At 32.1% G+C, this 18354-nt stretch carries 17 protein-coding genes; 3 read left to right on the top strand and 14 right to left on the bottom strand.

All coding sequences use genetic code 11. The features are described from left to right. Window positions 1-9: 9 nt before the first annotated feature. Genes RM519_RS13035 through RM519_RS13020 form a run of 4 tightly spaced genes read right to left on the bottom strand, consistent with a single transcriptional unit; the run spans window position 10 to window position 3971 of the window. Complete coding sequence (locus RM519_RS13035) at window positions 10-1218, bottom strand: murein hydrolase activator EnvC family protein (protein ID WP_311594261.1); 1209 nt, start codon at window positions 1216-1218, stop codon at window positions 10-12. Further along, window positions 1211-1984 (bottom strand): lipoprotein insertase outer membrane protein LolB1, encoded by a 774-nt coding sequence (gene lolB1 / locus RM519_RS13030; protein WP_311594260.1) that lies wholly within the window; start codon window positions 1982-1984, stop codon window positions 1211-1213. The genes RM519_RS13035 and lolB1 overlap by 8 nt, the downstream gene beginning before the upstream one ends. Then, complete coding sequence (locus RM519_RS13025; RefSeq protein ID WP_311594259.1) at window positions 1984-2952, bottom strand: tetratricopeptide repeat protein; 969 nt, start codon at window positions 2950-2952, stop codon at window positions 1984-1986. The genes lolB1 and RM519_RS13025 overlap by 1 nt, the downstream gene beginning before the upstream one ends. A 2-nt stretch (window positions 2953-2954) precedes the next feature. Beyond that, window positions 2955-3971, bottom strand: coding sequence for a sugar nucleotidyltransferase (locus tag RM519_RS13020; RefSeq protein ID WP_311594350.1), 1017 nt, complete (start codon window positions 3969-3971; stop codon window positions 2955-2957). 181 nt (window positions 3972-4152) lie between these two features. Here RM519_RS13020 and RM519_RS13015 point away from each other — a divergent pair, with 181 nt between their 5' ends. Further along, complete coding sequence (locus tag RM519_RS13015) at window positions 4153-6012, top strand: ABC-F family ATP-binding cassette domain-containing protein (RefSeq protein ID WP_311594258.1); 1860 nt, start codon at window positions 4153-4155, stop codon at window positions 6010-6012. Here the strand turns inward: RM519_RS13015 and RM519_RS13010 are convergent. Next, the gene (locus RM519_RS13010; protein ID WP_311594257.1) at window positions 6009-6725 is read right to left on the bottom strand and encodes a 3'-5' exonuclease; all 717 of its coding nucleotides are present in this window, start codon (window positions 6723-6725) and stop codon (window positions 6009-6011) included. The two genes, RM519_RS13015 and RM519_RS13010, sit on opposite strands and share 4 nt — an antisense overlap. Window positions 6726-6802: 77 nt before the next feature. Further along, entirely contained in the window at window positions 6803-7132 is a 330-nt protein-coding gene (locus RM519_RS13005) for a T9SS type A sorting domain-containing protein (protein WP_311594256.1), read from the bottom strand. A 187-nt stretch (window positions 7133-7319) separates the two neighbouring features. On the opposite strand from RM519_RS13005, the gene RM519_RS13000 reads away from it, so the two are divergent. Together RM519_RS13000 and RM519_RS12995 are read left to right on the top strand one after the other, a co-directional pair. Continuing rightward, window positions 7320-8006, top strand: coding sequence for a response regulator transcription factor (locus tag RM519_RS13000; RefSeq protein WP_311594255.1), 687 nt, complete (start codon window positions 7320-7322; stop codon window positions 8004-8006). Next, the gene (locus tag RM519_RS12995) at window positions 8003-9043 is read left to right on the top strand and encodes a sensor histidine kinase (protein ID WP_311594254.1); all 1041 of its coding nucleotides are present in this window, start codon (window positions 8003-8005) and stop codon (window positions 9041-9043) included. The genes RM519_RS13000 and RM519_RS12995 overlap by 4 nt, the downstream gene beginning before the upstream one ends. On the opposite strand, the gene RM519_RS12990 is transcribed toward RM519_RS12995, so the two are convergent. From RM519_RS12990 to RM519_RS12955, 8 genes are all read right to left on the bottom strand, one after another. Continuing rightward, window positions 9017-10099 carry a glycosyltransferase gene (locus RM519_RS12990; protein ID WP_311594253.1) on the bottom strand — a complete coding sequence of 361 codons (1083 nt, stop codon included), beginning with the start codon at window positions 10097-10099 and terminating at the stop codon, window positions 9017-9019. The two genes, RM519_RS12995 and RM519_RS12990, sit on opposite strands and share 27 nt — an antisense overlap. Beyond that, window positions 10059-11390 carry a UDP-glucose dehydrogenase family protein gene (locus RM519_RS12985; protein ID WP_311594252.1) on the bottom strand — a complete coding sequence of 444 codons (1332 nt, stop codon included), beginning with the start codon at window positions 11388-11390 and terminating at the stop codon, window positions 10059-10061. The genes RM519_RS12990 and RM519_RS12985 overlap by 41 nt, the downstream gene beginning before the upstream one ends. Before the next feature lie 58 nt (window positions 11391-11448). Further along, window positions 11449-12726: a phosphoribosylamine--glycine ligase gene (purD, locus tag RM519_RS12980; RefSeq protein WP_311594251.1), complete on the bottom strand. Its 1278-nt coding sequence runs from the start codon at window positions 12724-12726 to the stop codon at window positions 11449-11451. A 129-nt stretch (window positions 12727-12855) separates the two neighbouring features. After that, entirely contained in the window at window positions 12856-14148 is a 1293-nt protein-coding gene (locus tag RM519_RS12975) for an exopolysaccharide biosynthesis polyprenyl glycosylphosphotransferase (protein WP_311594250.1), read from the bottom strand. A 135-nt stretch (window positions 14149-14283) separates the two neighbouring features. Next, the gene (locus RM519_RS12970) at window positions 14284-15180 is read right to left on the bottom strand and encodes a GDP-mannose 4,6-dehydratase (protein WP_311594249.1); all 897 of its coding nucleotides are present in this window, start codon (window positions 15178-15180) and stop codon (window positions 14284-14286) included. Beyond that, window positions 15164-16198: a GDP-mannose 4,6-dehydratase gene (gene gmd, locus RM519_RS12965; RefSeq protein WP_311594248.1), complete on the bottom strand. Its 1035-nt coding sequence runs from the start codon at window positions 16196-16198 to the stop codon at window positions 15164-15166. The genes RM519_RS12970 and gmd overlap by 17 nt, the downstream gene beginning before the upstream one ends. Then, window positions 16195-17337: a glycosyltransferase gene (locus RM519_RS12960; RefSeq protein WP_311594247.1), complete on the bottom strand. Its 1143-nt coding sequence runs from the start codon at window positions 17335-17337 to the stop codon at window positions 16195-16197. The genes gmd and RM519_RS12960 overlap by 4 nt, the downstream gene beginning before the upstream one ends. A gap of 1 nt (window position 17338) precedes the next feature. Then, the gene (locus RM519_RS12955; RefSeq protein WP_311594246.1) at window positions 17339-18337 is read right to left on the bottom strand and encodes an NAD-dependent epimerase/dehydratase family protein; all 999 of its coding nucleotides are present in this window, start codon (window positions 18335-18337) and stop codon (window positions 17339-17341) included. Between the last annotated feature and the right edge of the window lie 17 nt (window positions 18338-18354).

Raw genomic sequence — 18354 nt, 5'->3', positions numbered from 1 at the left:
GCTTTTAAATTACATCTTATAAACCCAAGAAGCTGGGTTCAATTTAGTCGTGTTTTTCCAAATTTGGAACCTTAAAATCGTTTTGTTCGTGATCTTATCGGTATATATTTTACCGATTAACTGTTTGGTAGAAACTTGGTCTCCTTTCTTTACAAAAACCGTTTCTAAATTATTATAAATAGAAATGTAATTACCATGTTGAACATATACCGCCTTTCGGTTTCCTGATGTAACCTGAACCATCATAACCGTACCATCAAAAACGGCTCTGGCATTACTCCCCTTTTCTGTTGTAATTCTTACTCCAGCACTTTGAACATATATGCCCGCCAAAGTAGGGTGTTTTTGCTTACCAAATCTTCTAGACACGAAACCTCGTTCAACAGGCCAAGGAAGTTTTCCTTTGTTTCCTTCAAATTCAATTGCCAATAGTTTTGTTTCTGCTGTTAATACGAATCCAGAAGTGTTTTTACCCGCTTTTACATTAGATTTTACAATTTCGTCCCGAATTATTTTTTCAATCTTTGCATTTATTTTTCCTTGCTCCTTTTGTTTTTTCTTAATTTCATTTCGATACTTTCGCTCATCTTTCTTAATCTTAGCAATTAAATCGTCTTGAATTTTTTTCTTTTCCTTTAATTTATCCTGCTCATTTTTACTTTTATCAGACAGTTTTTGCTTTTCCTTTTTCTGAACCTCCAAAGTATCATTTAAGATCTCTAATTCATCCGCTTTTTCACTAATCTGATATCCTTGATTTTTTCTAAAATCAGCATACTGTTTCATATATTGAAGGCGCTTAAAAGCCTGATAAAAATTATCGGAAGATAAAACAAACATTAACCTGCTTTGTTGAGATTTACTTTTGTAGGACTTGTAAATCATCTCTCCATATTCTTTCTTCAACTTTTTTAATTCTGCTTTTAACGCGCTTAACTCATTTTGATTGGAGCGTATTTCTTTATTCAATGCGTTCGTTTCTTTTGTAAATGCATCGATTAACTTTTGTTGAATATCAATTTTTAAGTTGATTTCATTTAAATGACTTAAGTAACTTTTCTCTTCCGAAATAGCTTGCGACAAAAGAATGTTAATCTTGTCTTTTTCAGCTTGAATCTCCTTCCTCTTTGCTTCTAATTCCGCTCTTGTTTCTTGAGCATAAAAAGAACCACTAAATAAAAATAACGCTATTACTAAAAGGGGTTTTATTCTATTCATTCAACTGAATTTGTTCATATCCTCTAGGAATTGAAAACGGAAAACTGATATTATTATTAAATTGAACAGATTTGTATTCTAAATTCAAAAATACACGTTCAACACCATCAACCGCCGTTATATTTATTTTTTTAGGAAGCATTTCTTCCTGTACCTCTTGATATTCGACATAATCTATAGTTAATTTTTTCTGAATATCTGGCTGCCTAACTTCTTGCTTACTCACCTTAAAATTAGTCGGATTCATCCAAAATAGCAAATCAAATAAATCTGCTTGATTCTTAGGTTCTAACTTATATGAATTCTCGTCAACAGAAGCGTTGAATTTCTGCTCTTTCAAATCTACAATGGCCTGGCCCAATAGTAAGTTTTGAACAATTTCAAAATCTACTTCGGTGCCTAAAAAATCACTTAGCAATGCAAAATTTCCTTCAAAATAAGTTTTCCCTAATTTTTCGTAAAACTGAACTTTTGTAGGCGTAATAAAAATTTTAGCCAATGTAATATTCAACATTCTTCCACTCATCCAAATTGCAGAATCTTTTTGAATTCTATAACTAATACCTACCGAATGACTTGATTTTTTGTCTTGATATTTTGCTTTTATAGTTCCATTTAACGTGTTCTCATCAAAACTCTCGTTGTAATGGTTGTTTATTATTTTTTTCGAAGACATTGCCGTAACCGATTCCGTACCTGCAACCTTTGTAGATTTACATGATGCGAAAAAAACTGTTAACAATAATAAAACACCTATTCTCTTCATTACTTATTCTTTCTTAATTCGTTCGATTTTACTCTAAATTCTTCGGCCTTTTTAGTCTGTTGTAGCCCTAAATAACTATTTGAAAGTGATTCGTAAAAGTCTGCCTGTAACATGTTATCTTCAATCAAAAAATCCATTCCCATTTCTAATGTGCTAATGGCTTCCTTAAATTTTTCATTAAAATTTAATACACGTCCATGCATTAAATACACTAATGGTTGCGCAGGAAATAATGCCATTCCTTCAGTACTATACTTCTCTAATTCGACTTTATTACCTCCAGCAAATTCCAAAATTAATATTTGCTTTAACACCTCAAACTGTTTATTCGCACTAAAAGATTCTTTCAAGTCTTCCGTCGACATTTTTGTTGTAGTTGCTGGAGTACTTGATGTTTGGTTGCGCTTATAATTTTTAATGGCATTCTGATAATTTCTCAATTTAGAAGATCGAATTCCTGCAGCATTTAATTCATCAAGCAAACTTTGGGCTTTCTCTCTTTCATTGGCTAAAATGTAAATAAGCACCAAATCTTCCTTTTTAGAAGGTTTTTGCTCAATAATTTTTTGCTGTACATTAATTGCGCTTGGATATTCATATTGCTTCAAATACACTTTTTTAGCCTGTTCTAAATACCAATAATTCGTTGGCTCTAAATTCAGAGCAGAATCGATATACAACCTTGATTCGTTAAACTTATTTAAAAGGTAATAGTTTTTAGAAAACTCAAAAGCAACAGATGCATCATTCGCATCTAATTGTTGGCATTTTTCTAATTCGGTAATAGCTCTTGAATAATTACCAATAGCCTTATATTTTAAAGCTTCGTAATAATGATTCTCAAACTTTATTCTCACATCATCAGAATCTTCAAGAATTTCCATTCCTTCATCTACCTGCCCAAAAGAATTACAAAAAGCACAACATAAAATGCTGATCATTAATACATATGTGCTTCTTTTTTTCATTCTTAAACTAACTCTGAATAATCTCCAATACTTACCGAAGTATATTTACCATTATATTTTACATGATGTCCGATCATGGCATTACTCAAATTGGCACTTTCGATTTCTACATTAGATTGAATCAATGAATTATCAATTCTAGAACTTTCTACAATACTATTTGCCCCTAAGGATACATTAGGTCCAATAGCAGTATTTTTTAGAACTACATTCTTTCCAATATAGCAAGGAGGAATTATTGTTGCATTTTCCAAAACAACGGACTCAGAAACCAATTCTCTTCCTTCTTTATGAAGCAACGTCAATACCTTAGCATTCGTTTCAACTGTATCTTTTTTATTACCACAATCCATCCATTCTTCCACTTCACCAGGTACAAATTTCATTCCTTTTTGCTTCATGTTTTCTAAAGCATTTGTTAATTGAAATTCTCCTTTATCTGTAATATTATTATCTATTAAATATTGAATCTCATCTCTAACAATGGCCGCATTTTTAAAATAATAAATCCCAATAATGGCCAAATCAGATACAAAATCATCTGGTTTTTCAACAAACTCTGTAATATATCCGTCTTTTGTATTCACCACTCCAAACGCACTTGGATCTTCTACCTGTTTTACCCAAATTACACCATCAGCACTCTCATCCATAGTAAAATCAGCTCTAAATAAAGTATCCGCAAATGCCACTACACAAGGTCCAGTTAGCACCTCCTTGGCGCATTGAATGGCGTGGGCGTTACCCAATGCCTCTTCTTGCACAAAAACACGCGCTTTTGCATTTATTCCATTTGCTATTTCCTTTAGATGATTTTCACTATCTGCAGGAAATCCTTTAGAAGCCGGCCCTATAATAAATGCTATTTCTTCTATATCTTGTTTTACTACTTTTGCAATTTCTTCAACCAATCGTTGTACAATTGATTTTCCAGCAATTATAGTTAAGGGTTTTGGCGTAGTTAGAGAATGTGGTCGTAATCTAGAGCCCATTCCCGCCATTGGTACAATAATTTTCATATATGTCTTTTTCTTGTGGGTTGTACGCAAATATACAATTCTATGTCCTATACCAACGTTTAATTCTGTTCTGAATTGTGCACATAGTATGTACATAAATTAACTTTTTACATTAAAGACATTTTACTTGGAACACCTAAACCCAACAAAACTTTTCCGACCTTTGTAGAAAATCAGAAGTGTGAATTATTTAACCGTAGAACAAATAGCCAAAAGTTATGGCGAGCGTATATTATTTCAAGACATTTCTTTTGGAATTAATAAGGACCAAAAAATAGCCTTTGTTGCCAAGAATGGAACTGGAAAAACATCTATTTTAAATATTTTGGCAGGCGTAGACAGTACTGACACTGGTAAAGTCTCATCAAGAAAAGGATTGGAAATTGCCTATTTATCTCAACAAGACAACCTTGATTCTAACCTAACTATTGAGGCAGCTATTTTTAAGTCTGAAAATCCTATTCTTTCTGTTATATCGCAATATGAACATGCTTTACAAAACCCAGAGAACGCGGACGTTTATCAAAAGGCATTTGAGCAAATGGATCGATACAACGCATGGGATTTTGAAACGCAATACAAACAGATTTTGTCGAAATTAAAATTTAATGATCTTTCCTTAAATATTTCATCATTATCCGGAGGGCAAAGAAAACGACTGTCACTTGCAATTGTTTTAATTCATAAACCAGATTTACTAATTCTGGATGAACCAACGAATCATTTAGATCTAGAAATGATCGAATGGCTAGAATCATATTTTAAAAAGGAAAAGATAACCTTGTTTATGGTTACACACGACCGTTATTTTTTAGAACGTGTTTGTAATGAAATATTCGAGTTAGATAATGGTCAATTATATAAATACAAGGGGAATTATTCCTACTATTTACAAAAGAAAGAAGAGCGTCAAATTCAAGAACAAACCGAATTACACAAAACTAAGTTGCTGTACAAAAAGGAATTGGATTGGATGCGAAGACAACCCAAGGCAAGAACCACCAAGTCTAAATCTCGAATAGATGACTTTTTCGAAATAAAACAAAAGGCACATCAAAGAAGAAGTGACCATCAAGTACAGCTAGAAATTAATATGGAGCGACTTGGTAATAAAATTTTGGAGTTGCATAAAATTTCAAAGTCATTTGATGACCTTAAAATTCTAGACAAATTCGAATATATGTTTAAAAAAGGAGAACGGATCGGAATTATTGGTAAAAATGGTACTGGAAAATCATCTTTTCTTAATATTCTTACGCAACAAATCCCTTTAGATGCAGGGAAAATTGTGGCTGGCGAAACGGTTAAAATTGGTTATTACACGCAAAAAGGAATTAAAATAAAAGAAGGCCAAAAGGTAATTGAGGTCATAAAAGAATTTGGTGATTATATTCCTCTTGCAAAAGGCCATAAAATATCAGCTAGTCAATTATTAGAACGGTTTTTATTCAGTAGAAAAAAGCAATATGATTTTGTGGAAAAATTGAGTGGTGGAGAACAAAAACGCTTGTATTTATGTACCGTTTTAATCCAGAACCCGAACTTTTTAATTTTAGATGAACCTACAAACGATTTAGATATTGTAACCTTAAATGTACTAGAAAACTTCCTATTAGATTTTCCTGGAAACCTTTTAGTGGTATCTCACGATCGTTATTTTATGGATAAAATAGTGGATTCCTTATTTGTTTTTGAAGGTCAAGGAAAAATAACCAATTTCCCTGGGAATTACTCTGATTATAGAGCCTATGAAGATTCTCAACCGAAGATTGAAGTGGTCAATGAAAAGGTTTATAAAATTCAAAAAAAGACCGCCAAAGTGCCAAAATTATCTTACCATGAAAAACGCGAATTTGAGCAAATAGAAAAAGATCTAAAGTCTTTAAATAAGGAAAAATTGACCTACGAAAAAAAGTTTGTAGATGGTAGTGTAAGTCCCGATCAAATTCAAGAAGTTTCTCAAAAACTACAGAACATTATTAATGAAATAGAAGCAAAAGAAGAGCGTTGGTTGGAAATTTCGATGAAATTAGACGTTTAAATATGTACAATTTCGGTATCCTGTAACAAGTCTTTATTGAACAACCTCAATAATAATTGAGCAACCGCAATGGTATCTTTTTCACAATATTGAACAATTCGATCGAGGTCTTGTTCTTTATAAAAAACTGCAGCAACCTGACTGCCATCAATATCATCTTTTGGAGATGGTATTCCTAAAATATTTGTCATTAATTTTAAGGACGTATAATGCTTGTAATCTCCGAATTTCCATAGTTCCAACGTGTCCAAATGCGGAATTTCCCAAGGCTTTTTTCCAAATAAATTCAACTTTACAGGAAGGTCTATTCTATTAATTATCATTCTTCGTGCTATATATGGAAAATCAAATTCCTTTCCGTTATGAGCACATAACAATTGATTTGCTTTATTAAAATGACTGTCTAACAATTCTTTAAAACCTAACAACAACTGCTCTTCATCCATTCCAGAAAATGAACGTACTCTAAAAGATCTCTTCGGTTCTAATTCGGAAAAGTAGCCTACCGAAATACAAACTATCTTTCCAAATTCGGCCCAAATACCTGCTCTTTCATAAAACGCTTCAGGGGAGTATTCTTCCTTACGTTGATATTGTGTTTTCTGTGCAAAAAGTTCTTTCTTTTCTTCAGTTAGCAATTCAAATGACTCAACCTCAGGCACAGTTTCAATATCTAAAAACAAAATGTTTTTAAATTCTATTCTAGAATTCATGATGTAGCAATTTTAATACAAGGTATGAAAAAAGCACCTTTTATTGTAAAAGTGCTTATAATAAGTATTCATTTTGATTATTCAATGACCAATTTTCGAGTCGCCTTTTTCCCGTCTTCTTCCACCCTTAAAATATATATCCCTGGGTTTAATTTATCAACTTTGATAAGTTCATTTCTTCTTACATTCTTTGCAAGTACAAGTTTTCCCAACATGTCATATACCTTTAATTCTTTAGTCGTACCTTGAGTAAAACTAATTCTAAAACTTCTATTTGTTATTGGATTTGGATATACCGCAAAACCATCGATCTGATTATAGCCTTTCGTGGGTTCCGAATTTGATAATTGTCCAAATGACAATGTAGATGTTAGTAATACAATTATTAATAAGTAGTTTTTTTTCATAGAAATATTTAAGGAAACTTATAAACTACTCAAATATAGCAATTTAAATTAATAGTTAAAAAATTAGACCTATATTGATAATGTTAAGAAATAATTATCAATCCATATCTTATTTTAAATCAACGTTAAGAATAAAAAGTCCAAAAGATTAAATGAGTATCTTTGAATCATTGATTAGAAAAATAGAATGAAAAAAAGTGATATTAAAATTTTATTGGTAGATGACGAGCCAGATATTTTAGAAATTGTCGGTTATAATCTTAAAAATGAAGGGTATTCCATTTTTACAGCAGAAAATGGAGTTCAAGCCATAAATCAAGCAAAGAAAACACACCCTCATTTAATTTTATTAGATGTTATGATGCCAGAAATGGATGGAATTGAGGCATGTGAAAAAATTAGAGAACTTGAAGGGTTAGAAGATGTAATCATTGCATTTTTTACAGCTAGAGGTGAAGACTATTCGCAAATGGCAGGCTTCGATGCCGGTGCCGATGATTATATAACCAAGCCGGTTAAACCCAAGGTTCTCATAAGTAAAGTAAAATCGCTATTACGAAGAATAAAATCTGAAAAACAAGAAAATTTAGTAACTGTTGGCTCAATAACTATTAATAGAGATGAGTATTTAATCACTAAAAATGGGGATACTATTTTTCTTCCTAGAAAAGAATTTGAGTTATTAGCATTGTTAGCTTCAAAGCCAGGAAATGTATTTAAACGTGATGTTATTTTAAACAGTGTTTGGGGCAGTGAAGTTGTTGTTGGAGGTAGAACCATAGATGTGCATATTAGAAAATTAAGAGAAAAGATTGGTGATGACTATTTTCAAACAGTAAAAGGTGTTGGGTATAAGTTTGTTGTTGACGCATGAAGTCTAAAAAAACATATGCGTTCGCTTTTTGGTGTGCCAGTTTAATTTCCCTATTTCTTATTGGTATTTTATTTGTGATTCATTTTCTATTGAATCGACCAGTAGAACCAATAATAGCCGGAGTTACAATTTTAGGGGTATTTATTTTTTCCTTCGTAATTATTCAAATTAGAGTTGAGTTGTTTATTTACTCAAGAATTAAAAAAATATATGACGAGGTGTCGTTATTGGATCAGTCAGATCTTATGAAAACATCCATTACTACCGACATGGAAAACCTCTCTGAAGAGGTCCGGAAATTTGCTGAACAGAAACAAATTGAAATTACCTCGCTTACCGAACAAGAATCCTATAGACGAGAATTTTTAGGTAATGTTGCTCATGAATTAAAAACACCTCTGTTTACAGTTCAAGGATATTTACTAACGCTCTTAGATGGCGCGATGGACGATAGTGAGATTAGCGAAAAGTATCTAAACAGAGCTACTAAAGGTGTAGAGAGATTGGTTGCAATAGTTCAAGATTTGGACCTTATATCAAAATTGGAATCGAATGAAATGACCCTTGAGATTGAACCTTTTAATATTGTTGAATTGATTGAGGGAATCATAGAGTTATTAGAAATTCGCTCTAAACCAAGAGGGATTACAATTGTTTTTGATAAAAACTACGACGTTCCGGTTTTAGTATATGGCGATAAAAAAAGAATGGAACAGGTGCTAACAAATCTTATTGTAAATTCCTTAAAATACGGAAAACTCAACGGTACTACCACACTAAGTATAGAACCAAATGGTCACAAAAAAGTTCTAGTTAAAGTCACCGACAACGGAGAAGGTATTCAAAAAGAACACCTTTCTCGATTATTCGAACGTTTCTACAGAGTAGATCAAAGCAGATCTAGAGAGCAAGGCGGGTCTGGTTTGGGCCTAGCTATTGTTAAGCATATTATTGAAGCACATGACGAAACAATTCTTGTAAAAAGTGAATTTGGCAAAGGTTCAGAATTTTCATTTACGATGAAAAAGGTTAAATAAGGTCTTAGGAAACTCAGTATTAAAGTCGTGAATAAACCCAGAATAATACTTCATGTTTTCCAGCATTTGTATTTCAAATTTTTCCTCTGTAGCATATGGAGCGATTGAAATAGCCTCTAAATGCTTGGCTAAATATTCTTGCTCGTTTTGTCCTTTAGTTGGAATAAAAAAGGCTCTTTTACTCATTATTGCCAAATCCATTATGGTTGAATAACCTGAACGAGCCAACACAATTTTACTTTGAGCAATTGCTTTTTCCAATTCATCAGACTTCAAAAAATTCTTATAGATTATCTTTTTTGAATCTTTAAAACTTGTTTCCGAATTTATTGAGCCTCTAACAAAAAGTGCAGAGCCATTGAAGTTTTTAACTTCTTCAATTAGTTTATTTTCTAATTGTGACCTCTGAGGTTCAATACCCGATAACAAAATTAATAAGTCGTACTTAATTTCAATTTTTCTCTTTTTTAAACGACTAAGTAATCCAATTTTTCGAATCTTACGATTTGATTCATTCTTTGACAATAGTCCCGATATACCAAATTCTCCAGCTACATCTGGCACCCAACATTCGTCGAACTTTTTCATATAATATTGATGAACTCTACTTGTAAAAAATGTAAAAATACCCGCCAACACATTAATTTGATGTGTTATATATATAGATGGTATTCCCTTATTTCTTACCCCAATTCTATTGTCAGAAATTACCCCAATGATGTTTTTATCCCTAATTAATTGCGATACAACTTGCTTTTCTTTTATTATAGTCTTGATTACTTTTGGCAACCTAATCAACAATTTTAGTTTTAGAAAAGTTCCATTTTTTGGGTATGATATCCCGTAAGATGGTAAATTAATTGAGTCTAATAATGGAAATTCTTTTTGAAGCATCAATAATGAATCTCCATCGCTAGCGAGGATTGGATTGAATCCTTGATTCTGTAATTGAATAATAATAGGAATACATCGTGTAGCGTGTCCTAAACCCCAATTTAGAGGTGCAACAAGAATGTTACCCTCTTTTTTTCCCAATTTGATAGTACTCGATTCCATTGTTTTCTAGATCGAAAGCATTGTATTGATTTCTACCATCAAATATAACAGGATGTTTTAATTTTGACTTAATCTCCTCAAAATCTGGAGAACGGAACTCTTTCCATTCAGTAAGTAAAATAAGCCCATCGGCATTATTTAAAACTTCATATTTAGATGCTACGTAAGAAACTTCAGGAGTGTCTTTTAGATAAAACTCTTTTGCTTCCGTCATTGCTTTTGGATCGTAAGCAACTATTTTTGCTCCTCTTTTAACCAATTCTTTCACAACATAAATAGCAGGTGCCTGACGCATATCATCAGTACCTGGTTTAAATGCCAGCCCCCATAAACCAAATGTAAATCCATTTAAATCATCACCAAAGCGAGCTATAATTTTATTTGCGATCACCAACTTTTGGTTGTCATTCACTTTCTCTACTGATGAAATTAATTCAGCGCTGTAATTGTTCTCATCAGCGATACGTGCTAGCGCCTTTACATCTTTTGGAAAACAAGACCCTCCGTATCCACTTCCAGGATAAATAAAACTATAACCTATTCTTTTATCTGAACCTATTCCCAAACGCACGTTGTTAACATCTGCGCCAACCAACTCGCAAATATTTGCAATTTCATTCATAAACGAAATTTTAGTTGCTAACATTGCATTCGCTGCATATTTTGTCATTTCAGCAGAGCGAATATCCATTTCAATAAAACGTTCATTAGTTCTGAAAAACGGAGCGTATAATTTTCGCATAACACCCAAAGCGTATTCATTATCCGCACCAATAACAACACGATCTGGTTTCATAAAATCATCAATAGCCGCACCTTCTTTCAAAAACTCAGGATTAGAAACTACATGGAATTCTATATTCTTCTCTCTACTGTCCAACTCTTTTTGAATGGCTGTTCTAACTTTATCGGCCGTACCAACAGGAACGGTAGATTTATCCACAATTACCAATGGTTTATCCATCAATTCACCTATTTGCTTAGCAACAGACAAAACATATTGCAAATCCGCCGAACCATCTTCTCCCATTGGAGTACCAACCGCAATAAAAACAATATTTGAGTTCGATAAACTACTTTCTAGAGAAGTAGTAAAATGTAAATTTCCACTTTTTACATTAGACAAAACCATGGCTTCCAAACCTGGTTCAAAAATTGGAACAACCCCATTTTTAAGCCCATTAATTTTAACTTCATCTACATCAACACAAGTTACGTGATTCCCCATTTCAGAAAAACAAGTTCCTGAAACTAAACCAACATAACCGGTGCCAATAACTGTAAGATTCATTTTATATATTTTAAATGCACTTCGACAAGCTCAGTGTGACATCTAGGATAAAGAAAATTTATCCCAAATCGAAACCAATATCAGTTCTGAAGTTTTTCTTTTCAAAATTGACCTTTTCAACATTCTTATAAGAAGTAGCCAATGCTTCTTTAAAGTCTGACCCAAACGATGTAATAGCAATTACACGTCCTCCATTAGTTACAATTGAATTATCTTCTTTTTTAGCTGTTCCTGCATGAAAAACAATTGAATCTTTCACATTTTCAACTCCAGTAATCTTTTTTCCTTTCTCATAGGCCTCAGGGTAGCCTCCAGAAACTAACATTACCGTTGTCGCACTTCTTTCATCTATCTTTACAGAGGCTTTGTCTAAACTATTATTTGCCGTTGCAATGAACAATTCTAACAAGTCAGATTGAACTAAAGGAATAACCACTTCTGTTTCAGGATCCCCCATTCGGCAATTGTATTCAATTACCATTGGTTCATTATTTACAATAATAAGACCAAAAAAGATGAATCCTTTGTACGGAATTCCATCCTTTATTAAACCATCAACAGTTCTCTTTATTACCTTTTCTTCAATTTTCTCTAATAATTCTTTAGATGCAAATGGCACTGGTGAAACTGCACCCATGCCACCTGTGTTCAAACCAACATCTCCTTCTCCAATTCTTTTATAATCTTTAGCGCTAGGTAAGTTTACATAACTTGTTCCATCCGTTAGAATAAAACAACTCATTTCAATTCCATCTAAGAACTCCTCAATAACAACCGTACTACTTGCTTCACCAAACTTTTCGTTCGTTAGCATATCAGTTAGCTCATCTTTTGCCTCTTGTAAATCGTTTAATATTACAACACCTTTTCCTGCCGCTAAACCATCTGCTTTTAATACATAAGGCGCATTTAAGCCTTCTATAAACGAATGTCCTTCCGTCAAATTTTCATTGGTAAAACTTTTATATACAGCAGTCGGAATACCATGCCTTTCCATAAATTCCTTTGCAAACTCCTTACTTCCTTCCAGTTGTGCGGCATATTGTTGCGGTCCGATTACTGCAACATTCTTAATCTCATTGTCTCCTAAAAAGAAATCATGAATACCTTCTACCAAAGGCACTTCGGGGCCAACAATAACGAGTTCAATTTCATTCTCTAAAACAGTCTTCTTAATTCCCAGAAAATCTGAAACTCCAATATTTACATTTGTTCCAACTTCAGAAGTTCCAGCATTTCCTGGCGCAATAAATAATTGATTTAGTTTTTCACTTTGACTCAATTTCCATGCAATGGCATGCTCTCTTCCACCTGATCCAATAATAAGTATATTCATTGTTTTTGGTTACCTTTAAATACCACAATAATGGTGGCTAAAATTATTTTAATATCTGTTAGCAAAGATATGTTGTCTAAATAAATTAAATAATTTTAAACTTAAAAAAGAAAAAAATATTTTAAAAAATTAATACGCTTTATCTTCTCCTTGAAGTGCATTTAATACAGTTTGAATTATAATTTTTAAATCTAAAAAAAATGACCAATTATTGATATAAAATAAATCTAACCTTACACGGTTCTCCATATCAGATTGCTGCTCAATCTCCCCTCTCATACCACGTATTTGCGCCAATCCTGTTACACCAGGTTTTACTAAATTCCGTTCTAAATATCTATCAATCGTTTTTGAATACAATCTAGATTGACTAATCATATGTGGTCTTGGCCCTACTACGCTCATGTCCCCCATAAACACATTGATAAACTGCGGCAACTCGTCAATACTTGTTTTTCTGATAAAGCGACCAACCCTAGTAATACGCATATCTCCTTTAGTAGCCATTTTATTATCGGCGTCTTTATTAACAGCCATAGATCTAAATTTAAAGCATTCAAATTGATCTCCATTCAATCCGTCTCTCACCTGTTTGAAAACAAGTGGTCCTTTGGATTCAATCTTTATAATAATAAACAGTACAATAGACAACCAGGACAATACAAATACAATAACTAAGGTCGAAAACAATACGTCAAACGCTCGTTTAGAATGTTTGATTAATGGGTTATCAAAAGGTAATTTTCGCAATGAAAGAACTGGAACGTAATCATAATACTCTACTTCCAAACCCTTTCGAAACATTCCTATTGAAGAAGGTATTAGTTTTACTCCAATTCCGTGCTTCGCACCAAACTCAATAATTTGATTTAATTCCTTTCTTTTAAAATCAGAAACAGAGCAATAAATTTCGTCAATTCCATTCTTCAGTATAAATTCAAAACTATCCATAATTGACCCAAGAAATGTCTTCATCTTTTCATGTTTATTCTTATCTGAAAAAAAACCTTTATAATCATATCCTAAATATTTGCGTTCCTGAAATAAGGTCTTTAAGGCATTGACTGAGGGACTACCTCCTAGAATTACAACTTTTCTAATATTCCCTCCTCCAATTCTGTAATTACGAAGTAAAACAACTTTAATTATTTTAGATATTAGAATTAAAAAAAATATTGTTATGATTGAAATAAACTGATTTCCAATAACCAAGCCTTCTTTAAAAACAGTAAAGTAAGAAAGATATATAAAAACAAAAATTGTAAAATGAATGAAAAGTAATGAAATTACCTTTGTTAATTTTGTATATCTATAGACATGATAAAATTTGGTATAACTAGAAAGAATTAACCAAGCTAAATTAAAATAAACTACATACAACCAATCAAAAAATAATTCTGGATAATAAAAAAAAAATACCAAATTAATAATTAGTAAATCACTAATTATAGACAGTGTCCGCAAATATGTAGAGTATCCTTTTTTCAAAATAAATAAAAAATGTATGATTTAACTATAGTCTCTTTTTTAATTAAGATTATTCAAATAATATTATAATTAGCACTCATACATGTCTCTCAATGTCCCTTCCAAACTGAACTCATCGGTAAAATCTCCTATGCTCTGAAACAGTTTATCGGGAGATCCTTTTAACATTTTAATTTCATTCTTTCTAACAAACTTTGGGTTTACCTCAACTTCTATAGAGTAATTAGCTATATCGTTCATCGTATTCAAAATTGTTCTAATGTTTTTCTCTTTACCCGTACATACATTGAAAACTTCAGACTTAATTTCAGAAAAAAGTAATTCATTATAACATTTTATAACAAAAAACACACTATTAAACTCTCTGTAAACATCAATATTCCCTAATTCAATTTTCTCTTTTTTATCCTTATAATGAGATACTATTTTGGGAATTAAAAAGTGATTCTTTTGTCCGGTTCCTGTATAATTAAATGGTCTAACAATAATTATGTTTAATCTATTATAAAATTGCTTGACCATATTTTCCATGACTAATTTACTATTTCCATAGTGATTTACAGGGTTTGGGCACATTGACTCTTCTAATACGCCCTCTACATTCCCATATACAGCCGCACTACTAGCAATTAATATTTTTCTAGGATTGCAACCCGATTTTTCAATTGCATTTAAAAGGTTAAGTGTTCCAAAAATATTAACATCATATATTTTCTTTTGATTTTTTTCAGCAACAAAAGAAATTGCAGCCAAGTGTATTATATAATCTGGATTTACCTCATTTAATAAATCGAAAATAGCGTTTTCATTCAAAATATCACAGGTAAAGATGTTCTCTTTTTCAGATTCATGAAGACAAGTTCCATAAACTAAAAAGTCTTGCTCTAAAAAATATTTTTCAAGATATCTTCCAGTAAATCCTTCTATTCCTGTTATAAAAATCTTCTCTCTAGAAAGTACTTCCATTTTTATTTCTTTCTATATCTTTTTTAACCATCAATTCGCACAAATCATCTAAACTAGTTTTGGCTTTCCAGCCCAATACTTCTTCTGCTTTACTTGCATCTCCTATCAGTAAATCAACTTCAGTTGGTCTGTAAAATTTAGGATTAATTGAAACTAGTGTTTTTCCAGACTTAGCATCAATCCCAACTTCATTAACATCCTTTCCTTTCCATACCAAATCAACATCAATAACTTTAAAAGCCAAGTTTACAAAATCTCTTACTGTTTGGGTTTGGTTCGTAGATAAAACAAATGTATCCGGCTTATCAGCTTGAAGCATACGATACATTCCATCAACATATTCTTTTGCATAACCCCAATCTCTTTTAGCATCAATATTTCCCAGTTCAATTTTATCTTGTTTCCCTAGCATAATTTTAGCCACAGAATCTGAAATCTTTCTAGTAACAAACTCTTTTCCACGCAAAGGCGACTCATGATTGAACAAGATCCCAGAAGATGCAAAAATATCATACGATTCTCTATAATTTATCGTCGACCAGTGAGCAAACACCTTGGCGCTTCCATATGGGCTTCTTGGATAAAATGGTGTAGATTCTGATTGAGGGATTTCATGAACTTTCCCAAACATTTCTGAAGTCGACGCTTGATAAAACTTTATTTTTGGGTTAATTGCTCTAATAGCTTCTAATAAATTCAACGCTCCCACTCCAGTAATATTAGCAGTTGCTACAGGTTGTGTAAACGAAACCCCTACAAAACTTTGAGCGGCTAAATTATAAATCTCATCCGGTTCTACTTCTGATATAATCCTGTAAGCACTAGACAAATCAATTAAATCATATTCTAATAATTTCAGATTAGCATGATTTTCAATACCTAATTCTTCTATTCGCCAAAAATTAGTTGAACTTGTTCTTCTATACGTACCATAAACTAGATACCCTTTATCTAATAATAATTCAGCAAGATACGCTGCATCTTGACCTGTAATACCAGTAATTATTGCCTTTTTCATTTTTTATGTTTTTCTATTATCTCTGTAAATGTTTCTTTTATGTTTTTCTCGAAAATATCTTTTCCAAAAGTCAGTGCAAATTCTCTAATTTTAACGGGGTCAAAAACCGAATTACATTTTTCAAAATATTCTATTGCAGCCATTAATGATGCCGGGCTTTGATTATCAAAGTAAACTCCAGTATCATCGTTATTAATAAATTCATTAACAAATTTACCCTTCACGGTTTCCAAAGATCCTCCTTTCCCAAAAGCAATTACGGGTGTACCGCATGCCTGTGCCTCAATAGGAATAATTCCAAAATCTTCCTCGGCTGCAAATATAAATGCTTTCGCTCGCTGCATAAAATCTTTCAATACCTCGAACTTTTGATATCCCATAATTTGAATATTGGGTCCTGATTTCTTCTTAATTTTATCCATTTCTGGCCCATCTCCTATTATTATTAAAGTTTTTTCAGGAAGTCGTGTAAAGGTTTCAGCAATTAAATCAATTTTTTTATATGGAACCAATCGAGATGCCGCCAAATAAAAGTCATCTTTCTTTTCGTTAAAAGTGAACTCCTCAACTGAAACAGGTGGATAAATAACTTTATATGATTCTCTTCTATATGTTCTCCATACTCTTTTTTCAATGTATTTTGAAATAGGAATAAATTCATCAACCCTATTTGACGTACCTAAATCCCATCTGCGAATATAATGTAAAACACTTTTGGCTAAAAACCCTTTAAATCCAGTTTTTAGACCCGCCTCCTTTAAATATTGATGATAAAGATCCCACGCATATCTTATCGGAGAATATATATAACAAATATGGGTTTGATTTGCATTTACAATAACACCTTTTGCAACCGCATGTGATGATGAAATAATTAAATCATATTTTGACAAATCGAACTGCTCGATAGCATACGGAAATAATGGTAAATAACTCTTCCACTTTTTTTTAGCCTTTGGTAATTTCTGAATAAAAGAATTTTTTACCCTTTTTGGATTTATACCTAATGCATTAACACTTTTTTCATCAGAAACTAAAACAAAAATATCTGCTTCTGGATAAATTTCTGTAAAAACCTTAAAACAACTTTCAGACCCTGCCACAACAGTAATCCATTCATGAACTATAGCTACTTTCATATTAATTAAAATCTTTTGGAGTAATAGTTTTCCAGTGCTTCAATGCGCTTCTAAAATCATATTTAAACTCAAAATCATTCTCAATCAAATACTGTGGCTTAATATTTGTCGGGAATCCAGCTTTTCTAACTCTTACTGGGTGAATATCAGATTTCTTCCCTATTAATTTAAATCCGAATTGAATAAAAAAAGCTATAAAAGAGAGCAATTTTACTGACATTTTAATTGTTGGTTTTTTGTAACCCAATTCATCCTTGGCTATTTCAACCATCTCATTTAAAGGAACAACTGGGTTCTCAGCATAATTATATATAATTAAGGGCACTTTTCTATTCATCGTAAACAAAAAACTATCGACAAGCCCATAAACATAGCCATAACCTTTAACTACTTTACCTCCATCAGGTAAAACAAAAGTTCCTTTTTTTAATGATTTAATCATTCTATAAACATTCCCAGGGTCGTTTGGCCCAAATATTACACTTGGCCTCACAATAATGAGTCGTCTCGAATCGTCCTCCTTTAACCATAGTTGATGAATTTTTTCTGCCAAACCTTTAGAAATACCATATGCTGTTTCTGGATAAAGCATAGAATTTTCATTCCTTTGATCAAGAGATCTTCCATATGGGGCGATACTACTCGTAAAAAACAAATTTTTTATTCCAGAAGTTCTTGCAAATTCATTAATGTTTTCTGCTCCAGGAATATTTGTATCGAAATATTCTTTAAACTCATGTCCCGGCTCCCTATGGACTGCAGCTAGATTAAAAATCCAACTTTTCTCCTTGTCAAATTCTGCTTCAACGTCAAATTTAATTTTATTTCTAACATCTCCAACTAGATAATTAATATTGTCATCATCTTTTAAATCACATAGAAATGGATTTAGATTTAAATCATAAACGTATATTTTACTAAATACCTTCTCTTCAAGAAGTTTTTCAATTAAAAAGGAGCCTATATAACCAGCCCCTCCAAAAATAATTGCAATTTTCACTCTATACTATTTATTGC

The organism is Urechidicola vernalis (assembly GCF_031846385.1).
GTDB classification, from domain to species: Bacteria; Bacteroidota; Bacteroidia; order Flavobacteriales; family Flavobacteriaceae; genus Urechidicola; species Urechidicola vernalis.
The sequence above is the reverse complement of the archived record's forward strand: the minus strand, read 5'-3'. Positions and strand labels throughout refer to the sequence as shown.